We start from the raw sequence: 15,424 nt of genomic DNA on the forward strand, positions 1-15,424 counted from the left end.
ATACAAAGAAAAGAACGAAACAACTTGTTTCGTATTTTTTTATTTATTTTTAAGAAAACTTATAAAGACAGTCAATCTTACCCTTAGGACAACTCCTAAGGTCTTTTTTATATGTTCAAAATGAAACAAAGTGAAAAAATCTGTATAATAAAGAGCAGAGAATATTGTGAGTAAGGTAGGTGAAACCTTTGAATAAATATGAAATAACGACAACTTCTTCTGAAGAGACACAGAACTTATCAGAAAGGCTAGGACAACTTGTTAGGGAACAAGATGTACTTGTTTTAGAAGGCGATCTTGGTGCTGGCAAGACAACATTTACGAAAGGTCTTGCAAAAGGCCTTGGTGTGAAACGAGTTGTAAATAGTCCGACATTCAATATTATTAAAGAGTACAAAGGAAGATTACCGCTATATCATATGGACGTGTATCGTTTAGCGGAAAGTGAAGAAGATTTAGGGTTTGATGAGTATTTTTATGGTGAAGGTATAACAGTAGTAGAATGGGCTCATTTAATTGAATCTTTTCTGCCAAATGAGAAATTAAAAATAAGCTTGTTCCATACAGGTGATGATACAAGAAAAATTGTGTTAGAGCCAAGTGGTGAACGCTATATTAGATTATGTGAGGAGCTATTACAAGATGAAAGTACTAGCAATTGATACTTCAAATTATGTAATGGGGATTTCTCTTATTGATGGAAATACTGTTGTCGGAGAAATCATTACGAATTTAACTAAAAATCATTCTGTACGCCTTATGCCGGCTGTAGAACAACTTCTGACGGAATGTAATATAAAGCCGAAAGAGCTAGATAAAATTATCGTAGCGGCTGGTCCTGGATCTTATACAGGAGTTCGAATTGGTGTGACTGTTGCAAAAACATTAGCTTGGTCGTTGCAAATACCGATTGTCGGTGTGTCTAGCTTAGAAGTAGTGGCTGCGAATGGAGCGAATTTCCAAGGGGTTATTTGTCCATTGTTTGATGGACGTCGCGGACAAATTTATACGGGCTTGTATACATATAAAGAAGAGCAGTTATCTTCTATAGAAGAGGATCGAATTATTCTTATTGTTGATTGGTTACAGATGTTAAAAGAGAAGGGGCAACCTGTTTTATTTATCGGCAATGATGTAGAACAACATAAAGAAACGATTGTAGAATATTTGGGAGATCGAGCTGTGTTTGCTTCTTTTACAAAGAACAACCCAAGACCAAGTGAGCTAGCATTTTTAGGATTACAAAAAGAGGAGCAAAGTGTGCATACATTTGTTCCGAGCTACCTCCGTTTAGCAGAAGCAGAAGCAAAATGGATAGAAAGTCAAACAAAATAGGGGTTATCAAAATGGATATTACATTTAGAAAGATGACGACTGATGATATTGCTCAAATTGTAGTAATTGAAGAAGCGTCATTCCCAACTCCTTGGACTGCTGATGCATTTCATCGTGAATTGACGATGAATGAATATGCACATTATGTCGTAATAGAAAAAGATGGTGTAGTAATTGGATACTGTGGATTGTGGATTATTATTGATGAATCACATATTACGAACATAGCCATTTTGCCAGAATATCGCGGTCAAAAACTTGGAGATGCTTTGCTGAAAGACGTAATGGATCAGGCAAAAGAAATGGGAGCAAAAACGATGACACTTGAAGTACGGGTATCAAATGAAGTAGCGAAACAGTTATACCGAAAGTATGGATTCCAAAATGGTGGGATTCGTAAACGATACTATACAGACAATTATGAAGATGGTCTTGTAATGTGGGTGAATATATAATGGGAAAAAATACGATTATACTTGGTATTGAAACGAGCTGTGATGAAACGGCTGTAGCGGTTGTTAAAAATGGAACAGAAATAGTGGCAAATATTGTTGCTTCACAGATTGAGAGCCATAAGCGTTTTGGCGGAGTTGTGCCGGAAATTGCATCTCGTCATCATGTAGAACAAATTACAGTTGTATTAGAAGAAGCATTAAAGGAAGCGAACATTACATTTGAAGATATTGATGCAATTGCTGTGACGGAAGGGCCAGGTTTAGTAGGGGCACTTTTAATTGGTGTAAATGCAGCTAAAGCAGTTGCCTTTGCTCATAATATTCCTCTTGTTGGTGTTCATCATATTGCTGGGCATATTTACGCGAATCGCTTAGTAAAAGAACTACAATTCCCTTTGTTGTCACTTGTTGTGTCTGGCGGGCATACAGAGCTTGTTTATATGAAAGAGCATGGTTCGTTTGAAGTAATTGGCGAAACGAGGGATGATGCGGCAGGAGAAGCATATGATAAAGTTGCACGTACATTATCTATGCCATATCCAGGTGGTCCTCATATTGACCGTCTTGCTCATGAAGGACAACCAACGATTAATTTACCACGTGCATGGTTGGAACCAGATTCGTATGATTTTAGCTTTAGTGGACTGAAATCAGCAGTTATCAACACTGTGCATAACGCAAAACAACGTGGGGAAGAAATCGCACCAGAAGATTTAGCAGCTAGCTTCCAAGCGAGTGTAATAGATGTACTAGTAACGAAAGCAGCACGTGCTGCAGAAGCGTATGATGTAAAACAAGTGCTTCTCGCTGGTGGCGTTGCAGCGAATAAAGGACTTCGTGCACGTTTAGAGGAAGAGTTTGCAAAAAAAGAAGAAATCGAGCTCATTATTCCACCGTTATCTTTATGCACAGATAATGCAGCAATGATTGCAGCAGCAGGAACTATTGCATATGAGCAAGGAAAACGTGCAACATTGGCTTTAAATGCAAATCCAGGATTAGATATTGAAGCATAGTTATACACATAATTAACCACAACTTGTGGATAAAACCCATATTATCTGTTGATAATATGGGTTTTATTGTGAATATTAAATGTGTATAATTTCTTTGTGATTTGTGGATAATGTGGAAAAGTTATTTTTGTGTTTATATAATAAAGGTGGATATGTGCATAAGGTTGTGGATAATACTATCGAGGTCAGACCTTCGACCATAATCTTTTGTATTGAAAAATAAACAAGGCAGTTGAATGGCTTTCAACTACCTTGTTTTTATTATATAAATATATAAGGGTTATACGTGTAACTCTTCCCACTCCGCCATAAACTGCTCTAATTTTTCTTGTTTTGTTTGCTTTGCTGTTGTAATCTCACTAGCTCGTTCGTAGTCAGCATATACTTCAGGCAGACAAAGCTCCTCTTCTAATTGTGCAATTTCTTCTTCTAAATTTGCAATATTTTGTTCAATTTCTTCAATCTTTCGGATGCGTTGGCGTTCTGATTTCTTACGTTCTTTTTCTTCAAGGTAATTTAATTTTTCTTGAGCGATAGTTTTTTGGACTGGTGCATCCTCTTCTTGTTGTTCAAATTCCGCACGTTCAATCATTTCATTTTTCTTTTCAATATAGTAGTCATAGTCACCTAAATATTCTTGTGCACCACCTGTTGATAACTCAACAACTGTAGTTGTGACACGGTTAATGAAATAGCGATCATGGGAAACGAATAAAAGAGTTCCAGGATAATCAATTAAGGCATTTTCTAAAATCTCTTTACTATTTAAATCGAGATGGTTTGTTGGCTCATCGAGAATTAGTAAATTAGATTTTTGCATCATCAATTTTGCTAGAGCTAATCGTGCTTTTTGACCACCGCTTAAGGAAGATACTGGCTTTAATACATCGTCCCCTGTGAATAAAAAGTTACCGAGTATCGTGCGAATTTCTTTTTCTGGCTCTAGTGGATAGTCATCCCATAGTTCGTTTAAAACACGCCTAGATGATGTTAAGTTTGCCTGTTCTTGATCATAATATCCAATAGATACATTTGAACCGAAAGAAACTTCACCGCTTAACGTCTTTAATTTATTCACAATTGATTTTAATAATGTAGATTTCCCAATACCATTTGGACCAACTAGTGCGACACTATCACCGCGGGTTAAGCGCATATTTACATGTCCAATAATCGGTTCTTTGTCATATCCAATTGAAACATCCTTTATTTGTAATACATCGTTTCCGCTTTGTTTTTCGATATCAAAGTGGAAGGATGCTGATTTAGAATCACCTAATGGTCTAGTTAGTAATTCCATTCTGTCTAACTGCTTCCGACGACTTTGTGCACGTTTTGTTGTAGATGCACGGGCAATATTCTTTTGGACAAAGTCTTCTAGTTTAGCAATTTCCTCTTGTTGTTTCTCATAACGCTTCATTTCCTGGTCATGTAGTGCAGCTTTTAAATCTAAATATTTACTGTAGTTACCAACATATCGTCTGCTTTCTTTATTAGAAATTTCATATACTTGTGTAACAAGCTTGTCTAAAAAATAGCGATCGTGGGAAACGATTAAAATAGCTCCAGGATAGCCTTGTAAATATTGTTCAAGCCATGTTAATGTATCGATATCTAAATGGTTTGTTGGTTCGTCCAAGATGAGTAAGTCTGGTTTTGTTAGCAGTAGTTTCCCAAGAGCAAGTCTTGTTTTCTGTCCACCACTTAACGTAGAAATTGTTGTTTGGTGTGTTTCAGCTGGAAAACCAAGTCCACTTAAAATGGAGCGAATATCAGCTTCATATTGATAACCACCTTGATCTTTGTAGTCTAACTGTAATTGATCATAATCAGCGAGTAATTTTTCGTACGTAGCAGCATTTGAAAAGTTCTCTTCCTTACCCATGTCTAGCTCTAACCTTCGAAGTTTCTTTTCCATTTGCTGCAGATGAGTAAAGACAGTAAGCATTTCATCCCAAATTGTTAAAGAAGTTTCTAAACCAGTATTTTGGGCCAAGTATCCAATTGAAACATCTTTTGGTTTTATAATTTCTCCACCATCGTGAGATAATTCACCGGCAATTATTTTTAATAATGTAGATTTTCCAGCACCATTTCGACCAACTAGTGCAATGCGATCTTTTGTTTGAACTTCCAATTTAATGTTTGCAAGAATTGTTTCAGCACCGTATAATTTTGAAAGCCCATTCACTTGTAATAAAATCAATGTTTTCACCTCAAATAATTTCTTAACTTTGCCATGTTTATATTTCTCAATCATACTAAAAATAGTGTATAGTTTAAAATAAAGAGAGAAGTCTTCTCTCTATTATACAAGGAAAGTCATAAGTGCTAAACTTCTGTATTTGTTTTAAATTTGTGAACAAAGATAGGGAGAGAGGAGAGGTTATATGGATCAGCAAAAGATTCCACAGGCCACTGCCAAACGATTGCCTCTATACTATCGATTTATCCAAAACTTATCTCTTTCTGGTAAGCAGCGTGTTTCATCAGCTGAATTGAGTGAAGCTGTAAAGGTAGATTCAGCAACAATTCGGAGAGATTTTTCATATTTTGGAGCGTTAGGGAAAAAGGGATATGGATATAATGTGAATTATTTACTATCATTCTTCCGAGAAACGCTTGATCAAGATGATATAACACGTGTAGCACTTATTGGAGTGGGTAATTTAGGGACCGCTTTCTTACATTACAATTTCACCAAAAATAATAATACAAAGATTGAAATGGCATTTGATGTCAATGAAGAGAAAGTTGGAAAAGAAATCGGAGGAATTCCTGTATATCATTTAGATAAATTAGAAGAGCGTTTAACAAATGATATACAAGTGGCAATATTAACAGTACCTGCTACTGTTGCACAAGCTGTAGCAGATCGATTGGCCGAAACAAATGTACACGGAATTTTAAATTTTACCCCAGCACGATTAAATGTTTCAGAAAATATAAGAATTCACCATATTGATCTAGCTGTAGAATTACAAACACTTGTTTATTTTTTGAAAAATTATCCACAATAAAACGCAGAGGAAATCCCTCTGCGTTTTATTGTTGCTTTTTCTTTGTAAATTTGACTAAGATAAGTCGAAGTGCCAAATTAAAATCAATTGTTGCCATAGCAGCAAACAGCAGTGTCCCAAAGTTCCAAATTGTATCTGTAACGTTCGTAATTGCGAAACGTGTAAAGACACAACCAAGAAGGAAATACAGTGCTGCCATGAACAATGGTGAGTTCCTCATATTTAAAATCCTCCGATAAATCCTTGCATTTTTTCTGCTTCTTTAATCATTTCTTGTATTTGTTCGTTACTTACTAGCACCTGGGCTATTGCAACTAATGTATTCATCGCAACATGTGCCATAATAGGAACGATAATTCGCTTTGTTTTTACATATAAAAAGGCGAATACAAGCCCCATGGAAGTGTATACCAATAAGTGTGTAAAATCAAAGTGAATTGCTGCAAATACAAGTGAGCTAATAATAGCAGCGATAAAGAAGTTGAATTTCTTATACAATGTACCAAATAAAATTTTTCTAAAGACAATTTCCTCTAAAATAGGCCCTATTATTGATATAACAATAAGGAACCATGGGGTGGTCCGTGCTATTTCCATCAAGCGAGCTGTGTTCTCAGATCCAGGTTTAATGCCCAATAAACGCATTTCGATTGTGCCTGCAATTGTTTGAGAAAAGAAAGCTAAAAAGAAACCGATAAAGATCCAACCGATTGTGGCAGGAATACTGGCGCGTTTTGTATCGAAACGGCTTTCGCGAATATCTGTTCGAAGTAGTAAAAGTACAATACATAATGCAATGAAAAAGCTAATAATTGCCCAGTGACCAGTCAGTAGCTGCATTTTTTCTTCTCTGGTGAACCCCCTATTATCATATAGTCCGGTTTTCAAAAGAAGCGGTAATCCAACAATACCTGATAATTGCATAAGAATGTATGTAACTATAATCCACCAATATTGTTTTTTCAAATTGGTTAACCATCCTTTCTAACTCTAGTTTATGAGATAAGGCGGGATAACATGTAAACATCCAGCCGGGGATACGTAATAACCATTCATATTATTATTTTTTTGTAAATCTTTCTTTGAAAATGAAATAGGAGACAGGAAAAAGCCGTACCTATAGAGAAAACAACTTATGGCATCTTCCATATTGTAACATACGATAAGTGAAAACGCCGATTCGTATATATAAGGCTTTCGCGAGAATGGTTGCAACGATAACAGAATGATTTTTCTTAGGAAGTTGTATAGAAAAAATTTATATATCAATTTGCGAAAAAATTATGATTTTTTTACTTGCAAAAGAAAATTAGATTATTTATTATTATAAGTGTGTTAGCACTCGAGGTCGTTGAGTGCTAATAAAGGAAATTTACATAGAAAAATGAGGAGGTTATTGTTCATGCTAAAGCCATTAGGTGATCGCGTTGTAATTGAGCTTGTTCAAGCAGAAGAAAAAACAGCAAGTGGTATTGTATTACCAGACACTGCAAAAGAAAAACCACAAGAGGGTAAAGTTATTGCAGTAGGTACTGGTCGAGTGCTTGAAAATGGTGAGCGTGTTGCTTTAGAGGTAGCAGCAGGTGATCTTATCATCTTCTCAAAATATGCAGGTACTGAAGTGAAATATGAAGGTACAGACTACTTGATTTTACGTGAAAGTGACATTTTAGCAGTTATCGGTTAATTATATACATTTAAAAAATCCAAGGGGGTCAAATATTATGGCAAAAGATATTAAATTTAGTGAAGAAGCACGTCGTTCGATGCTTCGCGGTGTCGACACTCTTGCAAATGCAGTAAAAGTAACGCTTGGACCAAAAGGTCGTAACGTTGTACTTGAGAAAAAATTCGGTTCACCACTTATTACAAATGATGGTGTAACAATCGCAAAAGAAATCGAATTAGAAGATGCATTCGAAAACATGGGTGCAAAATTAGTAGCAGAAGTTGCTAGCAAAACAAATGACGTAGCTGGTGACGGAACAACAACTGCAACTGTATTAGCACAAGCTATGATTCGTGAAGGCTTAAAAAACGTAACAGCTGGTGCGAACCCAATGGGTCTTCGTAAAGGTATCGAAAAAGCTGTTGTTGCAGCAGTAGAAGAATTAAAAGCAATTTCTAAACCAATCGAAGGTAAATCTTCTATCGCGCAAGTAGCTGCTATTTCTGCTGATGACGAAGAAGTAGGTAAATTAATTGCTGAAGCAATGGAGCGCGTTGGTAACGACGGCGTTATTACATTAGAAGAATCTAAAGGATTCACAACAGAATTAGATGTAGTAGAAGGTATGCAATTTGATCGTGGATATGCATCTCCTTATATGATTACTGATTCTGACAAAATGGAAGCAGTACTTGATAACCCATATATCTTAATCACTGACAAAAAGATTTCTAACATCCAAGAGATCTTACCAGTGTTAGAGCAAGTGGTACAACAAGGTAAGCCACTTCTTATCATTGCAGAAGATGTGGAAGGCGAAGCTTTAGCTACATTAGTAGTAAACAAACTTCGTGGTACATTCAATGTAGTAGCTGTTAAAGCTCCTGGCTTTGGTGACCGTCGTAAAGCAATGCTAGAAGATATCGCGATTTTAACTGGCGGTGAAGTAATCACTGAAGAATTAGGACGTGACTTAAAATCTGCTACAGTTGCATCTTTAGGACGCGCTGGTAAAGTTGTTGTAACAAAAGAAAACACAACTGTAGTTGAAGGTGTAGGTAACACCGAACAAATCGAAGCTCGCATCGGTCAAATCCGTGCACAATTAGAAGAAACAACTTCTGAATTCGATCGTGAAAAATTACAAGAGCGTCTTGCTAAACTTGCAGGCGGTGTAGCAGTAATTAAAGTAGGTGCAGCAACTGAAACTGAGTTAAAAGAGCGTAAACTTCGCATTGAAGATGCACTTAACTCAACTCGTGCAGCAGTAGAAGAAGGTATTGTTGCAGGTGGCGGTACTTCACTTATGAACGTATACACTAAAGTGGCTAGTATTGCAGCTGAAGGCGACGAAGCAACAGGTATCAACATTGTACTTCGTGCATTAGAAGAGCCAGTTCGCCAAATCGCAATCAACGCTGGTCTAGAAGGATCTGTTGTTGTAGAACGCTTAAAAGGTGAAAAAGTAGGCGTTGGTTTCAACGCAGCAACAGGCGAATGGGTAAACATGCTTGAGTCTGGTATTGTAGACCCAGCAAAAGTAACTCGTTCTGCACTTCAAAACGCAGCATCTGTTGCAGCTATGTTCTTAACAACTGAAGCAGTTGTTGCTGACAAACCAGAACCAAATGCACCTGCAATGCCTGACATGGGCGGTATGGGCATGGGCGGTATGGGCGGAATGATGTAATTTCATTCGCCAAAGAAACATTCATCTCTATATAGGGGTGAATGTTTTTTGTTATGGGACAAAAAAATATAGGAATAAAGGTTTCTTGGGATAAAGAAAATAATTTCTGTAGAATTTTGTCGCTTTCTCTCTTGACCGTATTGATACTTCATTGTTAGAATCTAGGAAGATAATATAAAACAATCCTTCATATATCCTCAATGATATGGTTTGAGAGTCTCTACCGGGTTACCGTAAACAACCTGACTATGAAGGCAGTGTGTCTTATATTTATAAAGAGCGGAGTACTATCTTTATAAAGCCAGACCTCTGCCTTTTCTTTGTTATGAGACTGAGGGCGGAGGACTGGCTTTTTTTATTATATTGGTAATGCTTTTTGCCAAATTGGTGAAAATATTTATATACAGAACTAACGTTGGGGTGATTATTTTGAAAAAACAGCACGATACAATTATCGTTTTAGATTTTGGGAGTCAGTACAATCAGTTAATTGCACGTCGAATTCGTGAGTTCGGTGTATACAGTGAACTTCATCCACATACAATTACTGCAGAAGAAATTAAAGCAATGAATCCAAAAGGGATTATTTTCTCTGGTGGACCGAATAGTGTATATGGTGAAAATGCATTCCACTGTGATGAAAAAATCTTTGAATTAGGATTACCGATTTTCGGTATTTGCTACGGTATGCAGCTTATGACAAAACACTTTGGTGGAAAAGTAGAACGTGCAAACCATCGTGAGTACGGAAAAGCAGTTCTTAAAGTAGAGAACAAATCAAAATTATATGCGAACCTTCCAGAAGAGCAAGTTGTATGGATGAGTCATGGTGACTTAGTAACTGGTTTACCAGAAGGATTCGTAGTAGATGCAACAAGTGAGTCTTGTCCAATTGCTGGTATGAGCAATGAAGCAAAAAACTTATACGGTGTGCAATTCCATCCAGAAGTACGTCATTCTGAGCACGGTAATGATTTAATCAAAAACTTCGTATTCGGCGTATGTGGCTGTTCTGAAGGTTGGAACATGGAGAACTTTATTGAAGTAGAATTAGAAAAAATCCGTGAAACTGTTGGCGATAAAAAAGTACTATGCGCACTTAGTGGCGGTGTAGACTCTTCTGTTGTAGCAGTATTAATCCATAAAGCAATCGGTGACCAATTAACATGTATTTTCGTTGACCATGGTTTACTTCGTAAAGATGAAGCGGAAGGTGTTATGAAAACATTTAGCGAAGGCTTCCACATGAACGTTATTAAAGTGGATGCAAAAGAACGCTTCATGAACAAGTTAAAAGGTGTAGAAGATCCAGAACAAAAACGCAAAATCATTGGTAATGAATTTATTTACGTATTTGATGATGAAGCTTCTAGATTAGAAGGAATGGACTTCTTAGCACAAGGTACACTGTACACAGATATTGTTGAAAGTGGTACAGCAACTGCACAAACAATTAAATCTCACCATAACGTTGGTGGACTTCCAGAAGATATGCAGTTCAAATTAATTGAGCCTTTAAACACTCTATTTAAAGATGAAGTCCGTGTATTAGGATCAGAATTAGGGATTCCTGATGAAATCGTATGGCGTCAACCGTTCCCGGGTCCAGGACTTGGTATCCGTGTATTAGGCGAAATCACAGAAGAAAAATTAGAAATCGTTCGTGAATCCGATGCAATTTTACGTGAGGAAATCCAAAAAGCTGGCTTAGATCGTGAAATTTGGCAATACTTCACTGCACTTCCTGGCATGCGTAGCGTAGGTGTTATGGGTGACGAGCGTACTTACGATTACACAGTAGGTATCCGTGCAGTAACATCAATCGATGGTATGACAGCAGATTGGGCACGTATCCCTTGGGATGTATTAGAGAAAATCTCTGTACGTATCGTAAACGAAGTAAAGCACGTTAACCGTATCGTGTATGATGTAACGAGTAAGCCACCAGCAACAATTGAGTGGGAATAGAATAGGTTTATTGGTTTAAAAGAAGACCCATCTATGATTTTATACATAGATGGGTCTTTTTTTGTTGTTTATACGAACAAAAAATAAAAATAACATAAAAATGTTCGTTTTTAAATTGACATACACCTATATGTGAGTTAATATGAGTATGTAATTGATACGAAAAAATGAATATTACAGCCGTCGTATAATATCGGGGATATGGCCCGAAAGTTTCTACCTAGCTACCGTAAATGGCTTGACTACGAGGCGTTTTTATAAAGGTAAGGGGAAATCTGCCTTTATTTACAGAACGCTTCCATGTATATGCAATGGAAGCCTTTTTTATTTTTATAGATAAAAGAGGGCTAGGGAGGGTTACGACGAGTAATCATATAACGGGGGAAACGTAGAATGAAACGTTATTTTCAGTTCGATGAGCTCGGTACAAATTATAAAACAGAGTTCATTGCAGGGTTAACGACATTTTTATCTATGGCTTATGTATTATTTGTCAATCCTGCTACACTGTCACTGGGAAACATTAAAGGGTTACCAGCAGGAACAGGAATGGATCCAGGAGCGGTCTTTGTTGCCACTGCTTTAGCGGCTGCAATTGGGTCACTGATTATGGGGATTTTCGCAAAATATCCAATTGCCTTAGCGCCAGGAATGGGAATCAATGCATTCTTTGCTTATACAGCGGTGTTAACGATGGGAATTCCGTGGCAAACAGCGATTGCTGGAACTTTAATGTCAGGTATTATCTTTATTATTCTTACTGCTTCTGGTATTCGCGAAAAAATTATTAATGCCATTCCATTAGAGTTGAAGTTTGCAGTAGCAGCAGGAATTGGTTTGTTTATCGCCTTTCTTGGTTTTCAAAATGCAGGAATTATTGTGAAGAATGATGCGGTTCTTGTTGGATTGGGGGATTTAACAAAGGGCACAACATTACTTGCGATTTTCGGTGTAGTGATTACAATCATTCTAATGATTAAAAAAATAAACGGTGCTGTTTTCTACGGGATGATTCTTACAGCAATCCTTGGAGTAGCAACAGGATTAATTGATACACCCAAAGCTGTCGTTGGTGCAATTCCTAGTTTAGAACCTACGTTCGGCGTGGCATTCCAGCACTTCGGAGATATCTTCACTGTTCAAATGGGAATTGTTATTATAACGTTCTTCTTCATTGATTTCTTTGATACAGCGGGTACACTTGTAGCAGTTGCGAATCAAGCTGGGTTAATGAAGAACAATAAATTACCACGTGCGGGAAAAGCATTATTTGCAGATGCAATTGCAACTGTAATTGGTGCGATTCTTGGGACATCTACGACAACGTCTTACATTGAATCGTCTGCAGGGGTAGCAGCAGGAGGGCGTTCAGGATTTACAGCAGTTGTAACAGCAGGGTTTTTCTTGTTAGCACTTTTCTTTTCACCATTATTAAGTGTTGTGACAGCTTCTGTAACGGCACCGGCTTTAATTATTGTAGGGATTTTGATGGTTTCGTCTCTAGGAGAAATTGATTGGAAGAAATTCGAGATTGCAGTACCAGCATTCTTTACGATTATTTCTATGCCACTTACGTATAGTATTGCAACAGGAATAGCAATTGGATTTATCTTCTATCCAATTACAATGGTTGTAAGTGGTCGTCGTAAAGAAATTCATCCAATTATGTATGTAATGGGAGTTTTATTCGTACTATATTTCATCTACGTTCGTAAATAAAGGGGTTTTGAAAGGTCTAGACTAAGGGGAGTCTAGACCTTTTTTGCGTCTTCAGAAAATCTTAAGGATTTCGTTCCGTTTTTCTTCAGAAGTTTTCTTATAATAGAAGTTAAGGAATGAAAAAGCTATGGGGGAGATATTGTGGGACACGAAACAATACTTGTTGTAGATGATGAAAAAGAAATTCGGGATTTAATTACGATTTATTTAAAGAATGAAGGATATAAGGTGCTACAGGCAGAGGATGGAGCAGAGGGTTTATATATATTAGAGAAAAATGAAGTGCATTTAGTTGTATTGGATATTATGATGCCGAAAATTGATGGTATCCATATGTGTATGAAAATAAGAGAAGCGAAAGAGATGCCAATTATTATGTTGTCTGCGAAAACGCAAGATATGGATAAAATTTTAGGGCTAACAACAGGAGCGGACGATTATGTAACGAAACCTTTCAATCCGTTAGAACTGATAGCGAGAATAAAATCGCAGCTTCGCCGATATATGAAAATGAATGGATTTGTTGTCCAAAATGAAAATGAAATTGAAATCGGGAATATGAAAATAAACGTCTCAACCCACAAAGTTGTTGTAGAAAATGAAGAAGTGAAACTAACTCCGAGGGAATTTTCGATTTTGGAGTTATTAGCTCGTAATCCAGAGATGGTCTTTAGTGCAGAACAAATTTATGAAAAGGTTTGGAATGAACGATCTTTCCAATCTGATAATACCGTCATGGTGCATATTCGAAAAATACGTGAGAAGACAGAAGAGAATCCGAGAAAGCCAATATATATAAAAACAGTATGGGGAGTGGGATATAAGATTGAGAAAGATAATTAAAAACATATTTAGGCCGATTGGTTGGATGAATCGAACTTTAAAAAAAATAATATATAAAGTAATAAGGGGAGTACAAAAGAGTTTACGTGTACAACTGATAACTACGTTTGCTTTCTGTATTTTGTTGGGTGTAATAGGAGTGTGGACATCATCTCCGTTTTTTCAAGGAATAAATACATACTCTGTAATTGATTATTCATCTGGTATGCGAAGAATTGATGCAACTGCTGAAAGACTTGCCGAGGTTATTACAAGAGAAGGTGCTGATGTTAACGTCCAAGAAGTTTTTGAACGTCCGGAGTATCAAGGTGAATTAAAAGTGTTGATTGTAGATGAGAATGGAAAAGTTATATATAAGACAAAAGATGCTCAGGAAGAACAAGTTAATCTTCATAGTACTATTCGTAATATAATGAGTTTCAAAATAAATCGCTCTCAATATGAATATCAAAAAAATGTAATAGATAATGAAATCGAAAGAGAGCGTAAAGAATTTACGACTTTTTATCCTTTAACAATTCAAGAGAAAAATATGTATATGATCGCAAGCGGTATACCGCAAGGGGATATTAGAGTAGTACAGAATGATGGGCCGTTTCCATTTTTGATTGGCTTTGTTATTTTTTTATTTTCTTTCTTTTATATAACTAAAAGAAAGATGAGGCAAGTTGAGGCGATGGCGGAAGGTGTAAAAGAAATCGCAAAAGGTAACCTGCAATATAGAATTCCGCAGAAGGGGCAAGATGAATTAAGTTTGTTAGCTGTGAATATGAATCAGATGGCAAAAGAATTATTTTCCAACATAGAAAAAGAAAGAAAAATAGAGAAGCAAAAGAATGAATTGATTACAAATGTATCTCATGACTTGCGAACGCCACTTACATCTATTATGGGTTATTTGCGTTTATTACAGGATTCAAAATATGAAAGTAAAGAACAGCACAATGAATATGTGAGAATTGCTTTCTCGAAATCTGAGCAGTTAAAGAATTTAATAGAAGATTTATTTGAGTATACAAAGTTAACAAATGAAAAGATGGTATTAGAAAAGCAAGAAGTGTGTATAACCGAACTTCTGGAGCAATTAATAGAAGAGCTAGTACCACAGGCTGAAGAAGAAGGACTTATACTCGTGAAGCAGTTTCCTAAAGAACGTGTGTATGCTGCGATTGATTCAGAGAAGATGGTCCGTGTATTTGAGAATCTATTAATGAATGCTATTAAATATAGTAAAGATGATGGAGAGATTAAGGTTTCCCTTCAAAGACAACGCCGGAATATACAAATTACGGTTGCGAACCATAGTGAAGAGTTTACAAAGGAAGAGTTAGGGAACTTGTTTGAACGCTTCTATAAGAAAGATCAATCTAGAAGTAGAGTAACGGAAGGATCGGGACTCGGATTAGCAATCGCTAAAAGTATTGTTGAATTACAAGGGGGAGAAATTCGAGCAGAATATGAGGATGGAATTATTCAGTTTATCGTTTCACTACCAATTATAGAAGAAAAGTAAATAAAGAGAGAGTTATGGAAGAGGAAGGCTTGTTTATAAGGAATAAGCCTTCCTTATATTTTTTTAGAAAAACATATTGACGTTTATATAAATGAAGTGTAGTATTATACGAGTCGCCGATAGCAACAACGCAGAACGCGACAAACGAAATAAAAAACTTAGTTGACATTGAAACATGAAAGTGTTAACATAAGGG

The 15,424-nt window shown here is 36.5% G+C and carries 14 protein-coding genes and 2 riboswitches; of the genes, 11 read left to right on the plus strand and 3 right to left on the minus strand.

The window, feature by feature from the left end:
- Positions 1-188 precede the first annotated feature (188 nt).
- The 4 genes from tsaE to tsaD are packed head-to-tail and all read left to right on the plus strand — an operon-like array spanning position 189 to position 2,806.
- Entirely contained in the window at positions 189-662 is a 474-nt protein-coding gene (tsaE, locus tag ACM6HU_RS20755) for a tRNA (adenosine(37)-N6)-threonylcarbamoyltransferase complex ATPase subunit type 1 TsaE (protein WP_018783545.1), read from the plus strand.
- Complete coding sequence (tsaB, locus tag ACM6HU_RS20760; RefSeq protein ID WP_016117041.1) at positions 643-1,335, plus strand: tRNA (adenosine(37)-N6)-threonylcarbamoyltransferase complex dimerization subunit type 1 TsaB; 693 nt, start codon at positions 643-645, stop codon at positions 1,333-1,335. Before tsaE ends, tsaB begins: the two co-directional genes overlap by 20 nt.
- A gap of 11 nt (positions 1,336-1,346) precedes the next feature.
- Complete coding sequence (gene rimI / locus ACM6HU_RS20765) at positions 1,347-1,790, plus strand: ribosomal protein S18-alanine N-acetyltransferase (RefSeq protein WP_016117042.1); 444 nt, start codon at positions 1,347-1,349, stop codon at positions 1,788-1,790.
- Positions 1,790-2,806, plus strand: coding sequence for a tRNA (adenosine(37)-N6)-threonylcarbamoyltransferase complex transferase subunit TsaD (gene tsaD, locus ACM6HU_RS20770; protein ID WP_016117043.1), 1,017 nt, complete (start codon positions 1,790-1,792; stop codon positions 2,804-2,806). The genes rimI and tsaD overlap by 1 nt, the downstream gene beginning before the upstream one ends.
- 280 nt (positions 2,807-3,086) lie before the next feature.
- Here tsaD and ACM6HU_RS20775 read toward each other — a convergent pair whose 3' ends face one another.
- The gene (locus tag ACM6HU_RS20775; protein ID WP_033671685.1) at positions 3,087-5,012 is read right to left on the minus strand and encodes an ABC-F family ATP-binding cassette domain-containing protein; all 1,926 of its coding nucleotides are present in this window, start codon (positions 5,010-5,012) and stop codon (positions 3,087-3,089) included.
- Positions 5,013-5,196: 184 nt separating this feature from the next.
- On the opposite strand from ACM6HU_RS20775, the gene ACM6HU_RS20780 reads away from it, so the two are divergent.
- The gene (locus tag ACM6HU_RS20780; RefSeq protein ID WP_016117045.1) at positions 5,197-5,826 is read left to right on the plus strand and encodes a redox-sensing transcriptional repressor Rex; all 630 of its coding nucleotides are present in this window, start codon (positions 5,197-5,199) and stop codon (positions 5,824-5,826) included.
- 25 nt (positions 5,827-5,851) lie between these two features.
- On the opposite strand, the gene ACM6HU_RS20785 is transcribed toward ACM6HU_RS20780, so the two are convergent.
- Together ACM6HU_RS20785 and ACM6HU_RS20790 are read right to left on the minus strand one after the other, a co-directional pair.
- Complete coding sequence (locus ACM6HU_RS20785; protein WP_016117046.1) at positions 5,852-6,046, minus strand: YdiK family protein; 195 nt, start codon at positions 6,044-6,046, stop codon at positions 5,852-5,854.
- Positions 6,047-6,048: 2 nt separating this feature from the next.
- Positions 6,049-6,792: a CPBP family intramembrane glutamic endopeptidase gene (locus ACM6HU_RS20790; RefSeq protein ID WP_016117047.1), complete on the minus strand. Its 744-nt coding sequence runs from the start codon at positions 6,790-6,792 to the stop codon at positions 6,049-6,051.
- Between the two features lie 436 nt (positions 6,793-7,228).
- On the opposite strand from ACM6HU_RS20790, the gene groES reads away from it, so the two are divergent.
- The 6 genes from groES to ACM6HU_RS20820 all read left to right on the plus strand — a co-directional run bounded on the left by groES (position 7,229) and on the right by ACM6HU_RS20820 (position 15,228).
- Entirely contained in the window at positions 7,229-7,513 is a 285-nt protein-coding gene (gene groES / locus ACM6HU_RS20795) for a co-chaperone GroES (RefSeq protein WP_000917306.1), read from the plus strand.
- A 37-nt stretch (positions 7,514-7,550) separates the two neighbouring features.
- Positions 7,551-9,185, plus strand: a complete 1,635-nt coding sequence (gene groL, locus ACM6HU_RS20800; RefSeq protein WP_016117048.1) for a chaperonin GroEL — start codon at positions 7,551-7,553, stop codon at positions 9,183-9,185.
- Positions 9,186-9,352: 167 nt separating this feature from the next.
- Positions 9,353-9,454, plus strand: a riboswitch (purine riboswitch).
- Positions 9,455-9,614: 160 nt separating this feature from the next.
- Positions 9,615-11,153, plus strand: coding sequence for a glutamine-hydrolyzing GMP synthase (guaA, locus tag ACM6HU_RS20805; protein WP_139350085.1), 1,539 nt, complete (start codon positions 9,615-9,617; stop codon positions 11,151-11,153).
- Positions 11,154-11,315: 162 nt separating this feature from the next.
- Positions 11,316-11,418: riboswitch (purine riboswitch) on the plus strand.
- Positions 11,419-11,546: 128 nt separating this feature from the next.
- Positions 11,547-12,872, plus strand: coding sequence for an NCS2 family permease (locus tag ACM6HU_RS20810; protein WP_003194563.1), 1,326 nt, complete (start codon positions 11,547-11,549; stop codon positions 12,870-12,872).
- 141 nt (positions 12,873-13,013) lie between these two features.
- On the plus strand, positions 13,014-13,715 hold the full coding sequence (locus tag ACM6HU_RS20815) for a response regulator transcription factor (protein WP_016117050.1): 702 nt from the start codon (positions 13,014-13,016) through the stop codon (positions 13,713-13,715).
- 25 nt (positions 13,716-13,740) lie between these two features.
- Positions 13,741-15,228: a sensor histidine kinase gene (locus ACM6HU_RS20820; RefSeq protein WP_016117051.1), complete on the plus strand. Its 1,488-nt coding sequence runs from the start codon at positions 13,741-13,743 to the stop codon at positions 15,226-15,228.
- Positions 15,229-15,424: the final 196 nt, after the last annotated feature.

It is taken from the genome of Bacillus sp. IT-79MI2 (genome assembly GCF_949768135.1).
In the GTDB taxonomy this organism is placed as follows: Bacteria; Bacillota; Bacilli; order Bacillales; family Bacillaceae_G; genus Bacillus_A; species Bacillus_A pseudomycoides.

Coding starts and splice junctions, on each gene's coding strand:
- tsaB (WP_016117041.1), top strand. CDS start 643: ATGAAAGTACTAGCAATTGATACTTCAAATTATGTAATGGGGATTTCT.
- rimI (WP_016117042.1), top strand. CDS start 1,347: ATGGATATTACATTTAGAAAGATGACGACTGATGATATTGCTCAAATT.
- tsaD (WP_016117043.1), top strand. CDS start 1,790: ATGGGAAAAAATACGATTATACTTGGTATTGAAACGAGCTGTGATGAA.
- ACM6HU_RS20780 (WP_016117045.1), top strand. CDS start 5,197: ATGGATCAGCAAAAGATTCCACAGGCCACTGCCAAACGATTGCCTCTA.
- ACM6HU_RS20785 (WP_016117046.1), bottom strand. CDS start 6,046: ATGAGGAACTCACCATTGTTCATGGCAGCACTGTATTTCCTTCTTGGT.
- groES (WP_000917306.1), top strand. CDS start 7,229: ATGCTAAAGCCATTAGGTGATCGCGTTGTAATTGAGCTTGTTCAAGCA.
- groL (WP_016117048.1), top strand. CDS start 7,551: ATGGCAAAAGATATTAAATTTAGTGAAGAAGCACGTCGTTCGATGCTT.
- ACM6HU_RS20810 (WP_003194563.1), top strand. CDS start 11,547: ATGAAACGTTATTTTCAGTTCGATGAGCTCGGTACAAATTATAAAACA.
- ACM6HU_RS20820 (WP_016117051.1), top strand. CDS start 13,741: ATGAATCGAACTTTAAAAAAAATAATATATAAAGTAATAAGGGGAGTA.